Source organism: Stenotrophomonas sp. YJH_SMC_138 (assembly GCF_059369855.1).
The window spans coordinates 1,079,863-1,095,107 of sequence record NZ_JCAFTB010000001.1; the positions used below are offsets into that span (position 1 = coordinate 1,079,863).

The following is a 15,245-nucleotide window of genomic DNA, read 5'->3' on the forward strand; positions in this document are numbered from 1 at the left end:
GATCCCCAGTTTTCGCTCCATAGATCACGGGCTCACCCTTCCTATCTACTCCGTCCAAATAGAGCACTGCGCAATCACCAGCGATCGTACCAATGCGCACCGCACGAACCTTCTCGATACTGGCGTCTGGACCGGCTGCACCCTCGCACATCCCACCGTAATACGCACTACTCAGTTCCGCGTAGATGGGTTTCAGCTGCAGCTCCCCTAAGCGGTCATTCTCGCATGCGCTCAGGGCGAGCACACAGACGGACGCGACAGACAAAGCGCGCAGGAAGAAGCCTTTGGCATCGAGAGAACTCTTGAGCAACCCCGATTTCCTTTGACTGTTTTCCATTACCTCCCCAGAACGATCTGCTCGAACGCATTGGTCGCGCTGCGCCGATCTCCCTTGCGGTTGCCGATCGCGCCATTGGTCGCACACCTGGCGTCATCCGCCAGGCAGTAGGCGGAGCTCGGCGCTTCAGCGCACTATAGCGCCGCCGAGCATCGACCGAATACGTTGGCGGGCTTCTCCCGAAGGCTCACGGCAACCACCCGTTGCTTCTGCTCACCGCAGCCCCCCATCACCCCGTACAGGATGAGAAGTCCCTTGTCGTTGACGTAGCCGATGAACTTGCCCCTACTTTCATCCGAAGCGGCCCTGACGAAGTAGACGCTCTCCCCGGGCGCTGGCTTCAGGTCACTCAACGGCATTGGACCGATCTTCCCTTCAACCTCTGATGCCGATACCACGACCAGCGAATGCTCCAACATCCACTCCGCAATGGCTGCTTCACTATCAGGATCAAGTATGGAAATGCGGTCAAGCGGCAGAGTCGTTGAATTGCCAGGGAAAATCGCACCGGACGAAACATCTACCCAGTCCGACTTCCATTCCGTCTGTTGAAACTGGTGAATGCTGCAGCCCCCCAGCATTGGCAAGAGCAGCACCGCTGCACGCAAGATGTCAGCCTTCGGCATAGACATGAGAGCCCCAGAATGGGCCGGCCAAATGTCAATTACCATCTGCAACCCGTTCTGCAAAACGATCCAGGAACTGTACCTCGTGCCGAGATGGTATGTCATTTCTTGACTTCCCTATCACGGGCTGGCGCTTGGCGTGTCGCTACTCTGCTCCGGGTTTGCGGCAGCGTGCGTAGTCGAAGCACCCGGCCTGCGCGCATAGCTGTAATCGGGATCTTGGCAGGCGCGCACGATCGGACTTCGTGCGTGCCTGATCACGCCGGGGAACCAGCACAGCACCAGCACTACCAGACAGATCATTCCCAGCCGTGCCCCTTCACCCGCGACACCGGCCCCGACCAGCGGCAATGCCGCCACCAGGATGATGACCTGTGCGTACAGAAGATAGAACGTGTACGTGCCCAACCGCGGGTCTGAACGAAGCTCGACGTGACACCCCCGGCAGGACGTCTTCGCTTGACGCTTTCCAGCAGATCGCAGCGGAAAGCGCTGCCCGCTAGCGCCACAAAGTGGGCAGATGAAGGTCATCAGGCGCATCGGTAGAACCTCTTTTCAGAAGTTTCCATCACCAGGCTCCATCTGCGGTGTCGACCATACGCACCGCATCATCAAACCTCGGGTCCTGGCACATCATTTCCAGTGGTGTCCGATCAAGCTCATTCCCTGCGTGCGGGTCTGCACCACACCAGAGGAGATAAGCCGCTGCCGCGACGCTGCCATGTGCCACCGCACTTGCCAGCGGCGTCAGATCAAGATCACCACGCACATCGATGTTGGTCACGAAGGGCATCAATGCGCTGCGGAGGGCCACATCGTTGTAATAGGCCACCACATGCAGGGGCGTGTCCTCATAGGCCCTTGGGTCTCCGGACAAGTCAGCACCGCGTCGCCGAAGTCAGTGTCGACACCGAGCCGGGAAAGCAGTTCGCTGAGTACAGGATCGATGATGTTCATCGGGCTGCACGCACGGTAGAGCCCCATTGCGTTGGCCCGATGGTGATCCGTCCTGTAATCCATCTCTCTGTCAGATCCCTGTCGACCTACAAGCCAGGCGGTGCGTGCGTCTTGGAGCGATGCATTCGACAGATCAAGAATCATGATTTGACCGGGATCAACCGGCTTTCCCAAGTCCCCTCTACTAGAAGTGCAATTTCTGCGCCGACAGAGGCCTCAATGAAGACCAAGGTGTCGCCATCGACAATTTCCCGGGCAGCCACTGGGTCTAGACCAAGGAGGAAGCAACACCGCTGGAATTCAAAGGAATCATCCTTTCGATGGAAGACCTTGAGATCGAGTACGACATTCTGGCTAGAGAAGCCATCAATGCTCGCCTTCCTGACTCGGCCAAAGACCAAATCATAGGATCCCTGCACAGAGTCATCAAACAGAGAAACAGTCACTCCGGACACCGGATCAAGACGAATTCCGGTCATCTTGAAATCATGGATAGTGATACCCATCGGCTCATCTCCTTGGCCAATCACTTGACGGATCCATACGTCGCGCGTGAACTTCCAGGTGGAATCTATTGATTGGATTTTACGTTCTTAAGAACAATTGCCACAAACATGCCGCAGATCAGGAGCGAACCCAGCGCCAGAGGCAACATTACAAAATAATCGCCCCTCTCAAGGTGACCAATCGCATACACCTTCAATGCGAGATAGGACGATGACCTCAGAAAAATTAGCGAAAAAAACAGCAAACCGAGCCAATTCAGTATTCTATTGCGCATATGCATATCATCTCAATTATCTGCAATTGCACCCAGACCCACCCCAAACATCCTTCACCACCTTCATGGCATCCTTGTCAGTAGCTACGCGTTGCAGCAGTTCTGGTGTGACCTGAAGGCAACTGCTCAATGTGAAGCCGAATGACAACAGCTCTCCCGCATTCGCGCCAAATACCACAGCAATCCCCCGCCGCCTCGGTGTAGGTGGATTCTCTTCCCTTTCCATCCTGTGCGGTTTGTATCGCTGACACTCCATCGTACGCCGTTGCCACACCATTCACCATTACCAGAAATCCGGGGATTGCAACTTCGGGCTGCAGAGACAAAACACCGGCAATGGTGACTCCTGCGCCATTCACAGCTTCCAAGCCTCCAAAGGTGAGGCCTGCCACACCGAACGTTATGCTTAGGTAGTCAACGCACTCGTCGCAGGGACACATACCAAGTTGATCTACCAAAGACGACGGGACGCCACCTGCGTATCCGAAAGTGCTGATCTAGCTCCGGTATACCGGGGCCCGGCACATTGATCAACGCCACCGGGTAGTTGTCCAGCCAGATGGCCTGCCGTTGCGCTTGGCCCGTGCCCGAATAGTTCCCCAGCCACTACCCAGCCTCGTCGTACAACGTGATCTGTGCTGCGCCACTAGCCTGAGTACACAGTACGCGTCACCGCGGTGGTTGTAGCTGCCGGTGCTGGTGGTATTGCCCACTACGTCATGGTTGCGCGCTTCGCCATCCACCGCAGTCACGATGGCCGGTTGCGGGACCGCTCCGAGGTGCCCTGCCATCACTGTGTCTTCCCAACCTGGCTGGGGTACGCCCTGGCCCACATCCAACTAGGTAATTCACGCAGTGGCAGCTCCTGTTTCGCCACAGTCTCCAACTTGATGATCTCAGTTTCGCCTCGTTTAGTTAACTCTAGTCCGCGCTCCTCGCGGTTTCCGGGCAGCATGACCTCGGGTTTACTGCTGCCCTTAGCTCCCGTATTCCATCCCGCACATATCCTATGTGACCCAGATGGCAAACCTTCAGCACGTAACGAGTCTTGTCCGGATAGACATATCCAACAACCGGAACCGGAGTAGTACTTGTACCAATTACGGCACCCCCCTCTGCCGAATCATAGACTTCGATCACGCCCTCCGGCACAACTTCCCTGCCCTTGCGATCGCAAGAGGTGATAGTGAAGACTGAGCAGATAAAATAATAGGAATAAATTTCATCATCTTTGCCCGCGCTGAATGGTTGAGTCATCAGACATCCCAAAGCAGGTGGTTTATTGATTCCGGAAGATTCATTTTCGCGGGCTGAAGCTCCTTGCCAATCTCCCGCATGCACTTCCGCAACGGCCTCCCGCAGTTATGACTTATTGCACTGCACTCCCCCTGCGGCCTCGCGGGCCATGCCGATAGCGAAGCTGCCAGGCGTAGTCATAAGGCGTTCGAGCGTTACCCATGGCAGCCTAACCTGATGTGGCAGCACGTTGTACCCGCCGCCACACCTCATCCGACATCGAGTTCTTCCACGTCTGAGCGAGGAGATCCCGAAGAGACGGGTCGTGTTTTGCCAAGCGTTCAACCCTCTCGATCTCGGTTTCGCCGTGGGCAACCAGGTAGTCCTCCAAAGGTCCGGCAGCAAGATTGGAAAGTAGGTGCGCATCTACATCCATCCGCCTGACAGCCTCAATGAATTTCCAACCTTCGCCAGGATCTCGCTGGATGATGTCATCAACTTCATCCAGCCCGCCTGTGAGCGGATCCCGCTCAATCGCATCGATTGCGAGCCGATTAAAATTGACCCAAGCTTCAGCTATTTTTTCCACGCGCTCTTTATCAAACATTATGTATATCTCAAATTGGTTGAGCCATAGTCACCCATTGCCAAGCCTCATTGCTATAACCTGCACAGCGCTTTGCTGCAGAATCAGCAAGCAATCGCCTCAACCGCGCCTGCTTGTTTTGAAGTTGCTGCACATGCCCATCTATTGACATACGACCGGTAGCCGGAAGCCCACGCCCATCCTCTGCGCACCATGTGAGCCTGGGGACTTAGTGGGTAGCTGGACGTTGCTAGCCCTCAATCGGCAAGTGACCTCTCTCTCCCTATCGTTTACTACCGCATCGTTGAGCTGCTATGCGGGCCGCTCGCTCAAGTTCAGAGTCCGCGGCTCTCACCCCCTTCAACGCGGCACTCTTGAGCCATGCGTATGCCTCACTTGATGACGCGCAGTCCTTCTTGTCCTTCAACATGAAGAACACGTTGTACTGTGCAATCGGGTGCCCCAGTGCTGCGGCATAGACAAGCCACATGTGGGAGCTGCCAGCCGTGCCTCTGCCCTCAAAGTGGCGTGAGATTCGAAACGCTGCCTCAGCGTCGCCCGCGTCTGCGCGGCCAGTCAACGCAAGTAGCTGCTTATCATCAAGCTCAGCGCCACTATCCGTCGCGATCGAGCCGTCAAGCTCAACCACCGGCCTTTCCGGCTGAGGGGGCACCTGCGCATTTACATACCCTGCACCCACCAGATACAGGAGAAGACCAGTCTTCTTGAACATGCTCATTTGACCCCACCCTCTTTCATGAAATTCACCCACTCTCCAGGATTGCTTTTTATCCGTCTTGGGTCTGGGTCAGGCGACCCAGCGCGTCATAGGCGTACTTGGCCAGCGCCGTCGAGCCTGTGCCGTTCTTCAGCTCGGTGATCGAACCGACGGGATCATAGCCATAGCCCAGCGACAGGCCACCGGCGGCCGGGTCATGCACCGCCTGCGGGCAATAATCCAGATCCAGCGGACGCTGCAGCTGGCGGCCGTTGCCATATGTCCAGCCAGTGGCCGGACCGAAGGCCGCGTAGGTCACGTTGTTCCCCACGAACTGGCGCGCCTGGCCGGGCCGGGTCAGGCCGATCTGGCTGATGCGGCCCTGGGTATCGCGCACGTAGTCGGCCACGCTGCCACCCGGGTAGGTCAGCGCGGCCAGGCGGCCCGCCTTGCTGTAGGCATAGCGCAGCGTGCTGGCAACGCCGTTGACGGTCTGCACCTTGCGGGTGACCTGGCCGAAGCGGTCGTGGCAGTACTGGGTGCAGCCATTGGCGTGCAGCACCTGCCCCAGACGCCCCTTGGCGAAGCCGCTTGTCTGCGGCCCAGGCAGCGGGTGCTACGTCACAGCTATAGCCCATATCCGGAGGATTCGACAGGCAAGCGCATCGCAGCTGTGGAAGGCGATCACGACACGGGCGCGCTGGCCTAAAGCCCTCACACTCGCTCCCGCGACCGACGACCTCGCAAGATCTATGACTCCTTCGCTTGCCGGAGACGGAGCAGGCCGACAGACCCGATTTTCCACATGGCAAAAGCTATGCAAAGAGAGAAAGCGACAAACGCCAAGCCCGTAAATCCATAGTCTCGGCCTCCATCAGCAAGATCAATCAGCACAAAAGCAAGGATTACTATATTCACGGCAGCTGCAAGGCAAGCAACTAGCCTGAGTGCCCAGAAGAACATGATGTAGTAAGCCCGAAGGAATCGATTGTATTTATTCATCTCAAGGACACCCGCACCCATTTCCAGTCGGCGTAGCTATCTGCCCAGAAACTGTGTAACCAGATCCCGACATGACGCCAAACCCAACTCCAGGCAGCGGAGGAACAGAAAGGGATCCACCACCCACCTTATCTCTTCCCATATCGTCCAGTGAGAACAGGCGACGAAACCACGCCCAATTATCACCGTCCTTATTGCCCTTCATAAGATTATCTGAACCTTGAATGGAGCCGCCAATCGATGGCCCCCAACCGCCCGCCATTTCAGAGTATCGATAGACGCCCCAAGATTTCTTTGGCAGCGGCCCTGAGCTCTTCGAAGCATTGGCTGACGTCCCTGCGCCAAGATACGCCCCACCGCCCGCGGGTCGCTGACGCGGGTAGCGAGGATCACGCTACGAATCTGATCTTCGGAGGAGTACTCCTGCCCTGAGTGGATGTAGACCCAGTCGGTAGTAACGATCTTCTCGGGTCTGACCCGGTAGTCGTAGATGACCTTCTTTCCAAGGACGCGTTGGCGTTTGACATGCCAATCGAAGGGTTTGTCCTTTTCGTACTGGGAAAAGAGCGACTTGATGTCCTTCTGCACCGCCGCTTCGGTGGCTCGCGGCTGGCCCATCGACAGGTAGCTCTCCCACTTCTTCTGCACCTCCTGCGCCTGCGCAGCCCAAGGAGCCAAGCTCCCTAGCGCGATCATCGCCAGTGCGGCACACGAAATGGTCTTCAGTCGTTCCAACATCCCTGTTCTCCTTCCTGGACGAACACAGCTCCGGCGGGAACGAGAACGTGGGGCAGCTGTCTCACCACGTCATGCTTCGGATCGTCCCTGGTCCGGAATGCGGCCATGACCGCGCGGGGAACGTTATCTCCGATGTGGTTTACACATTCAAGTCAGAAACTGTGGAGTGGGTCGGATTTCAGAGTTTTCTGATAAAGCGAGCGACCGACCGAACAAGCAGCCGGGCGTGGGCTCGGCTCTACAAGACGAATGCTTCCAGAAACAGAAACACCGGGCAGTGCCCGGCGTCTCCGTCACAGCGTGGAAGGGTGTAAACCTCAATACTTCCCGTCGAACGCGAAGATCGGCTTGCGCGTCTTCCACGCACCAGCAGTAAAGTCCGGGAACTCCAGCGTCTGGAAGCCGTTGGCGATCGACTGCTCGCTCAACGGGGTAATCGCACTCCAGGTCACCGCGTCGTAGATGTCGATCGGCATCGGTGCCTTGGCCTTCAGCGCTTCCACAAATGCATGGATGACGAACCAGTCCATGCCACCATGGCCGGCACTGGCGGCAGTGTCGGCATTCTGTTTCCACAGCGGGTGCTCGTACTCGTCCTGGTACTTCTTGAACTCTTCCCACTGGTGCGGCGGGCTGCGGCCTTCGATGTGGATCGAATGGTTCACGTCCATCCACAGGCCCTTGGTGCCTTGCACACGGAAACCCATTGAATACGGGCGCGGCAGCGAGGTGTCGTGCTGCAGCAGGATGGTCTCGCCGTTCTCGCAGGCCAGCGTGGTGGTGACGATATCGCCGAGCTTGAACTTCACCTTGGTGCTGGGGTGGGTGGTGCCGCCACTCTTGGCCACGGTGTATTCGTGCAGGCCGCGTGCCTTGGTCGCGAAGGCGTTGATGTGGGTGAAGCGGTTGCCACGGTTGATGCCGGTGTACATCGCGCACGGGCCGATGCCGTGACTGGGATACAGCTCGCCGTTGCGCTCCACCGAATGCTCGGTGCGCCAGCGTGCTTCGCTCCAGCCCTTGGGACCGAACTCCACGCCGCTGTCGTAGGGCTGGTTGGGATCGCCGGAATTGAACTTCACGCCGCGCAGGTCGTGCTGGTAGCCGGCCTGCAGATGCACCAGTTCGCCGAACAGGCCCTGGCGCACCATCTGCAACGCCGCCATCACGTCGCGGCGGTAGCAGACGTTCTCCAGCAGCATGTACGGGGTACCGGTGCTCAGTTGCGTCTTCAGCACGTCCCAGTGGTCCTGCAGGGTGATGCCAGCCACCACTTCGCAGCCGACGGCCACACCGGCCTGCATCGCGGCAATCGCCATCGGTGCGTGGTATTCCCACGGCGTGGCGATGATCACGCCATCGATGCCCTTCTGTTCCAGAAGTCGCTTCCAGGCGTTGGTGTCGCGGTCCTGGCCATAGGTCTTCGGCGCGGGCTTGCCGGCCTTCGCCACCATCTCTGTGGCACGGCCGAGCATGATCGGCTCGATATCGCACAGGGCAACCACTTCGACGTCGTCGCGACGCGTCAGTTCCTTCAGCAGCACCAGCCCGCGCATGCCGGTGCCGATCATGGCCAGGCGCACCTTGCGCCCGCGTGCCCAGGCGGGGGTCTGCGGCAGCAGGCTGCTGGCGGCGACAGCGGCGCTGGCCGCGATGAATTCCCTACGCTTCATGGCAAACATCTCTCCTCTTGGCAGCGTGCCGGCCGCAGCCGGCACGCCAGGTCACGCAAACGGAATTACTTGAACCGGTAGCCGATGGTCACACTGTAACCACGGCCGAAGATGGTTGCGTAGTCACTGGAGTCACCCAGGAAGCTGTTCGGGTCGTAGAACGGCAGGCGGTTGAACAGGTTCTTGACGGTGAAGCTCAGGTTCCACGCATCATCCGGGCGCCAGGTGACGCTCATGTTGGCGGTCCACCACGACGGTGCACCATCGCACTTGCTCTTCTGCAGGGCCAGGTAGCCGCCGGTGCAGGTTTCCTTGTTGTTGCTCTCTTCGTCGATCTGGTCGGTGGCCCACTTGGTGCCGCCGACATAGTTGACGAACATGCTGGTGGTCACCTGCTTGTAGGTCCAGTCGGCATTGAGCGTGGCACGCAGGCGCGGGTTGTTGTAGTAGCCCACCACGTCGCCGTAGTACCAGCCGTTCTCGGCGTCCATGTAGAAGCGGTTGCGGTTGGCGATGGTGGCGGCCAGGCCGATGTTCAGGTTGCCCCAGTCACCCAGCGAGAAGCGGCTGCGCGCGTCGATGTCGAAGCCGTCGATCAGGGTCTTGCCGCGGTTCTTGTACTGGCCCACCACGCTGGCCACGTTGCCGGCGGAGTAGCCCGGCAGGTTCGCCGGGCAGCTCACACCGCTGGCCGGATCGGCGCACATTGCCGCCAGCTGGGCCAGGTTGGCACGGTCGCTGTCGGTGATCGGCGAGCGCGACATCGAGATGATGTCTTCCATGCGGCGATAGTCCGGCGCGACGATTTCGTTGTTGCGGTAGATGAACCAGTAGTCGGCCGACACCGACAGCCAGCTGGCCGGCTCGTAGACAAAGCCGAGGGTGGCGATCTTCGCCTTCTCCGGCTTCAGGTCCTTGTTCGGCTGGGTCATGCGCGCCACGGTGCGGCTGCAATCGACGTTCAGCAGGCTCTTGCCCAGATCGACATCGCCCGGCCGCTGCGACTTCAGCAGCAGGTTGGCGATGGCATTGGTCTCGCCGCAGCGCAGTTCGTCACGGAAGCCACCGAGCTGTGCGAACACGCCGCCATTGCCGGACTCGGCCAGGCTCGGCGCGCGGAAGCCGGTGGAGTAGGTGCCGCGCAGCATCAGCTGATCGAACGCCTGGTACTTGAAGCCGATCTTCGGCGCGATGTTGGCGCTGAAGTTCGGGTACTTGTCCACGCGCACCGCCGCATCCAGTTCCAGCTTGTCGGTGATCGGCGCCACGGTCTCGGCGAACAGCGCGTAGGTGTTGCGCTTGCCGTCGAACCACGAGCCGCCCTGCTGGGTGATCAGGCCATTGGCCGCATCGGCGTTGCCCGGGGTGTAGAAGGTCTCACGGCTGGCGTTGAAACCGAACGCGGCGCGCATCTCGCCGGCCGGCAGCTGGAACAGCGGTCCTTCGATCTTGCCGTCCAGGGTATGCAGGCGGGTCCACGACTGGATGTCGAAGGTCGGGAACGCTTCACGGATCAACGCGGCGTTGGCTTCGCTGATCTCGCCGAACTTGTACGCCGGGTGGTCGGAGATGATCACCCGACCGGTACCTGGATCGATCGTGTACGGGCCGAAGGCCTTCTCGAAGCCCTTGGTGTTGACGTTGATCGTCTGGTAGGTGGTGGAGTGGGTACCCGCGCTGGCGAAGGCGGTTTCCCAGTTCCAGTCACCCCGGTTGCCACGCGCACCGGCCAGCACGCGGTAGCTCTTGTCGGTATTGCGCTGGCCGAAATAGTTCGGGCCGGCATCCTGCAGCAGGTAGTTCAGGCCGACCACGCCGCCCATCATCGCCTTCAGCTGCGGACTGGCATGGTTGTATTCGTTGTTGGGGCCCAGGAACGGGTACAGGAACTGGTTGACGGTGTTGCCGGTATTGCGCGAGAACCAGCTGGTCGGGTTGCCGGTGGTGGTGCCGTAGGTGCGCGGCGTGCCACCGTTGGCGCGCAGGTCGATGTCGGTGTAGGTCGCCTCGGCGAAGATCTCGGTGCTGTCACCCACCAGGAAGGTGCCGTTGAGGTAGGCGGTGTTGCGCTCGGACTTGGCACCGGCATCGATCTCGTTGTTCATCCAGGTTTCCCAGACGCAACGCGGACCGGCCGCTTCACTGGTCAGCACGTTCCTGCAGCCCGGCGCAGCTTCCTGCACGCGGCGGCCGGTGACCGGATCGAAGGCGAAGTAAGTGCCCGGATTGAATTCACCCGGCTTGCTGCCCACGCCCAGGCGCAGGTTGTTGAGGTAGTTCGGATTGTTGACGTAGTACTGGTCGGGCCGCTTGTCGTAGAAATCGCTCAGCGGAATCGCGTCGCGACGGTACATGTTGACCGCGCCATAGATATTGAAGCGGTTCTCGGCCAGGTCACCGAAGCCGGCGGTGATGCTGGCCTGGCGCTCACCGTAGGAATCGATGCGCGAGGAGGTGTCGTTGGTGAAGCTGATCTCGGCACCCTGGAAGTTGCGCTTGGTGATCACGTTGATCACGCCGGCCACCGCGTCGGTACCGTACACGGCCGACGCGCCGTCGGTCAGCACTTCCATGCGCTCGATGGCCGCCGCCGGGATCGCATCGATGTTGACGAACTGGGTCTGGAAGCCGGCCGGCGCACCGTAGTACGACAGGCGGCGACCGTTCAGCAGCACCAGCGTGCCCTGTGCGCCGAGCCCGCGCAGGTTGGCCTGCGAGGCACCATCGGAACCGGTGAACAGCGAGCGCGCATCCTGCTGCGCCGGGCGTGCGGCCGGCAGGTTGTCGAGCACCTGCAGCAGCGTGCGCGCACCCATGTTCTGGATGTCCTGCTTGCTGATCACCTGCACCGGCGAGGCGGTTTCAACGTCGGTGCGGCGGATGTTGGAGCCGGTGACCTCGATGCGGGCCAGGTCGGTGGCGTTGTCCTTGCTCTCCTGGGCGAAGGCAGGAGCGGCAAGCGAGAACAGCGCGCCGGCAATGGCCAGCGTCAGCGGAGCGATCGGGCGGCAGGGGGGGCGGTGGTGGCGGGCGGGCAACATCGGGGTTCTCTCCTGGCAAGGGTGCGGCGCAACTGGGTGAGCGCGTGGGCGTTCGGCGGGCAAAACGCTCCCGGGCCACGGCCATGAGGGCCGTAGTCGGGATGGGGCGGGGGAGGAGCGGTGTTACGTGGGGGTCATGGGGCGACGATGCTGGCGGAGTCGCCCTCCTGGCCGATCAGTACGGCGTTGGCCCAGTTGGCACAGACCTGGGCGGGTTGGCTGCCCTGCGCACCCAGCGTGCGCAGGCTCAGGGTGGAAAGGCCACGGATGTCCAGCTCCGGCTTGACCACGCCGGGCGCCTTCACCAGGCCGCTGTCGTACAGCAGGCGGTTGTCGCCCCATACCTGGAACTGCAGGCCGCCGGCGTTGCGGCAGGCGTCGTCGATGCCGAGGTCGGCACGCAGCAGGTGCCAGCCGCCCTGCAGGCGCAGGTCGATGCGGCTGTTGGCGCCGACCCCCAGGCCACGGCGGAACTGCAGGCCGTTCATGCGCATGCCGGCGTCGCCACGGAAGGACTGGTCGGTACGCAGCTGGCTGGCCAGCGCGGCCGGCACCGGCAGCTCGGAGAGATAGCGCTGCCGGGCCGGTCGCTCCGGTTCCTGGTGTTCGAGAATGTGGAAGGTGGACAGGGCGATCGGGCCGACATCGCGCGGCTGCAGTGCATCGAACGCGCGGGCGCTGCCCTGTGCGGCGGTGACCATCGGGTCGGTGCTGCTGGCGCCGTCGCCTTCGGGGTTCTGCACGCTCAGCACGCGGAAGCGCAGCAGGCGGCCGGCGTGGGCCGGGAAGTCGATGCGCTGCACGCCTTCCTTCAACTGCAGGCGGCCACGGGCGATCGGCTCGCCCCACTCACCGTTGCTGTCGCCCAGGTAGACCTCATAGTCACGTACCTGCCCGTGCTTCCAGTTCTTGTCATTGCGTGGCGCGATGTCGATGCCATCGATCATCTTCCGCTCGCCGAAGCCGATCACCCACTCGTGGGCGCCGGTGCGCACGGCCTGGTTGCGCACGCTGCGGAACCAGGTGGCCGGATCGTCGTCGAAAGCATTTTCCAACGCATGGCCAGGCTCTTCGGCCGGGCGGTTGACCACCAGCAGGCTGTCGGCCGGCAGTTCGCGGCCCAGCACCGGTGCGGCCGGATAGGCATCATCGGTGGCTGCGGCAGCGACTGCGAAGTCCAGCTGCAGCTGCAGTGGCTGGCGGATATCCTGGGTGGCAGTGCGCACATGCACGGTGCCGCGGCGGTCCTTGGCATCGAAGTACCAGCCCTCGTTGGCGCTGTGGAAGGCGGCAGCATCGGCCAGCGCCGGCAGCGCGCGGCCACCGGCCTGCACCGCACGTGGTGCCTGCCGGCTGAGTACGCGCAGGCCGTAGCGGCGCTGCGCCAGCTGGCCGTTGTACTGGCCCTGCACGGCGTCGATCTGCACCTGCACCGGGCCACTGCCCTGCGCCGGCGCCTGCACGCGGATTACCTGCATGCTCGACTCGCCCTGCTGGTAGCGGCGCGTGTTGCCATCGTCTTCGTACAACGTGTACTGCGAGTCGCCCTGCGGGTACAGGTCGAAGGTCACTTCATCGAGCGGTTTTTCGCCATCGAACAGCATCGACGGGTACATCGGCAGGATCGCACCGGCACGCACGAACACCGGCAGCGTGGCCAGGTCCACCTGGCGGTCCAGCTGGCGGCCATCGGCGGCGGCCTGCACGCGACGGCCATCCCAGTAGTCGATCCAGCCGCCGGCCGGCAGGTGGATGTCGCGGCGCCAGCCACGGCTGGCGGCCTGGCTGCGGTACACCGGCGCCACCAGCAGGTCGCGGCCGAGCAGGAACTGGTACTTGTAGGTTTCATCCTGCGCATGCGGGTCGCGCGGGTTGTCCCACATCAGGCCACGCACCGGCGGTGCACCGGTCTGCGCGGCCTCGTGCACCAGCCCATACATGTATGGCGTCAGGCGCATCTTCAACTTCAGGTAGTCGCGGTTGATGCTGCGGTAGGGCTCGTCGTACCACCACGGGTGCTTGCGCGCGTTCGACGACCAGCCGCTCATGCCCATCAGCACCGGCGTGAACGCCTTCCACTGCAGGTCGCGGGTGAAGGTCTCGGCGCTTCCGCCGAAGATCGCATCCACATCGCCGCTGGCGTAGGCCATGCCGGACAGGCCCGAACCGACCAGGGTCGGCACGTGCCAGCGGATGTAATCCCAGCTGCTGCTCTGGTCGCCGGTCCATGCCACCGCGTAGCGCTGGATGCCGGCCCAGCCCATCACCGTCCACAGGAACGGGCGCGAATCGGAATTGTCGAGGATGCCGTTGAATGCCTGGCGGTTGGCGTCCATCGCGAACTGGTAGCCCTTGCCGGTCCAGGCCACGTCCAGCTTCTGCACGCGGCTGCCGGCCTTGCCCACTTCCCACGCGATCTTGTCGACGCCGTTCTCGGTCCACAGGCCGGTGCGGAAGCCGTAGCCGGCCAGCCCCTTCACCGTTTCCGGCAGCTGCTTGTAGCCGCAGCCGTAGCCATCGTTGGGCAGGATCCAGCCACCGGGCATGTCGTGGGCGCGGTACTGCTTGGCCACGCTGTCGATCACATCGGGCGTGGTGCCGGTCGGGCCGTCGCTCCAGCCTTCGGGCACGGTGCCGGGCTTCCTGCTGTTGTCGCCGTCGTTGTAGCAATCGGCATCGCCGTAGGACAGCGCCCAGCGCGCGACCATGTTGGGGCGGCCGGTCAGCTGGGTGTAGCGTTCGATCAGCTTGGGCAGGTCGGCGCCCACGAAGTAGTACGCATCGAAGCGGTCTTCGCGATGCAGCAACGTGGCCTGGTCGCTCTGGCGCAGGTCGTAGCTGCCATCGCTCCATGTATTGCGCAGCATGCCCCAGCCACGGCTGCTCAGCAGCATCGGCGCCGGGCTCGGCCGATCACCTTCTTCCCAGCCACCGGAATAGGACACCTCCAGCTCGCGGCCCTTGAACTGGTAACGGCCGTTCTGCTGGCCACCACCGAAGTAGCCCTCATCGGCCTGCGAGGACAGCACCTGCACGCTCTGCGTGGCATCCAGGTCCAGCGGTTGCAGTTCCTGCCACAGCGCGGTGGGCTGGCCATTGTCCAGCCGTTCCAGGCGCAGGCGCAGCGGCTGCCGCTGTACATGCAGTACCAGTGCCTCGGTACGCACGCGGATTTCCTGTGCGTCTTCTTCCAGCTGCGCCTGCACGCTCGCCTTGGGCTGCGGCAGCACGATCGGCGCGGCCTTGTCGCCGGCGCCGGTCAACGTGCCGTTGCGGCCGGCCTGCACGCGGATGATGTCGGTCGCCGGCAGTTCAATGCGGATGCGCGCGCCCTTGTCGGTCTGCAGGTCCCAGCCCTGCACGCCGTCGCGGCTGGCGCTGGCGCTGACCGTACGCAGGTTGCCGACCGGCTCGGCGCGGGCCGTCATGGACGCCAGCATCAAGGCCGGCACCAGGGCCAGCATCAGCGGCGAGCGACGAACGCAGTTTTCCACGCGGACTCCCAACCCGTTCACCGGGCGTTTCGAAAGCGATTGGGCCGACTCTAGGG

The 15,245-nt window shown here is 61.8% G+C and carries 10 protein-coding genes and 2 pseudogenes; all 12 read right to left on the reverse strand.

The window, feature by feature from the left end:
• Positions 1 to 471: 471 nt before the first annotated feature.
• The 12 genes and pseudogenes from AC5P7I_RS04860 to AC5P7I_RS04915 all read right to left on the reverse strand — a co-directional run bounded on the left by AC5P7I_RS04860 (position 472) and on the right by AC5P7I_RS04915 (position 15,189).
• Positions 472 to 969 (reverse strand): hypothetical protein, encoded by a 498-nt coding sequence (locus tag AC5P7I_RS04860; RefSeq protein ID WP_262087788.1) that lies wholly within the window; start codon positions 967 to 969, stop codon positions 472 to 474.
• Between the two features lie 114 nt (positions 970 to 1,083).
• Complete coding sequence (locus AC5P7I_RS04865; RefSeq protein WP_164077374.1) at positions 1,084 to 1,503, reverse strand: hypothetical protein; 420 nt, start codon at positions 1,501 to 1,503, stop codon at positions 1,084 to 1,086.
• Between the two features lie 28 nt (positions 1,504 to 1,531).
• Positions 1,532 to 1,795, reverse strand: coding sequence for an ankyrin repeat domain-containing protein (locus AC5P7I_RS04870; RefSeq protein ID WP_164077373.1), 264 nt, complete (start codon positions 1,793 to 1,795; stop codon positions 1,532 to 1,534).
• A 265-nt stretch (positions 1,796 to 2,060) separates the two neighbouring features.
• Positions 2,061 to 2,426: a hypothetical protein gene (locus AC5P7I_RS04875; RefSeq protein WP_111205652.1), complete on the reverse strand. Its 366-nt coding sequence runs from the start codon at positions 2,424 to 2,426 to the stop codon at positions 2,061 to 2,063.
• A gap of 773 nt (positions 2,427 to 3,199) precedes the next feature.
• Positions 3,200 to 3,496 (reverse strand): annotated as a pseudogene (locus AC5P7I_RS04880) (hypothetical protein); the annotation flags it as partial.
• Between the two features lie 670 nt (positions 3,497 to 4,166).
• On the reverse strand, positions 4,167 to 4,544 hold the full coding sequence (locus AC5P7I_RS04885; RefSeq protein WP_134967363.1) for a DUF6869 domain-containing protein: 378 nt from the start codon (positions 4,542 to 4,544) through the stop codon (positions 4,167 to 4,169).
• Positions 4,545 to 4,806: 262 nt separating this feature from the next.
• Positions 4,807 to 5,262, reverse strand: coding sequence for an SEL1-like repeat protein (locus tag AC5P7I_RS04890; RefSeq protein ID WP_164077372.1), 456 nt, complete (start codon positions 5,260 to 5,262; stop codon positions 4,807 to 4,809).
• A 52-nt stretch (positions 5,263 to 5,314) separates the two neighbouring features.
• A pseudogene (locus AC5P7I_RS04895) lies at positions 5,315 to 5,882 on the reverse strand (RHS repeat-associated core domain-containing protein); the annotation flags it as partial.
• Positions 5,883 to 6,444: 562 nt separating this feature from the next.
• Entirely contained in the window at positions 6,445 to 6,981 is a 537-nt protein-coding gene (locus AC5P7I_RS04900) for a hypothetical protein (RefSeq protein ID WP_239508259.1), read from the reverse strand.
• A 317-nt stretch (positions 6,982 to 7,298) separates the two neighbouring features.
• Positions 7,299 to 8,654, reverse strand: coding sequence for a Gfo/Idh/MocA family protein (locus tag AC5P7I_RS04905; protein ID WP_142235067.1), 1,356 nt, complete (start codon positions 8,652 to 8,654; stop codon positions 7,299 to 7,301).
• Between the two features lie 65 nt (positions 8,655 to 8,719).
• The gene (locus AC5P7I_RS04910; RefSeq protein ID WP_197602794.1) at positions 8,720 to 11,695 is read right to left on the reverse strand and encodes a TonB-dependent receptor domain-containing protein; all 2,976 of its coding nucleotides are present in this window, start codon (positions 11,693 to 11,695) and stop codon (positions 8,720 to 8,722) included.
• A 134-nt stretch (positions 11,696 to 11,829) separates the two neighbouring features.
• Positions 11,830 to 15,189, reverse strand: a complete 3,360-nt coding sequence (locus AC5P7I_RS04915) for a TIM-barrel domain-containing protein (protein ID WP_164077693.1) — start codon at positions 15,187 to 15,189, stop codon at positions 11,830 to 11,832.
• Positions 15,190 to 15,245: the final 56 nt, after the last annotated feature.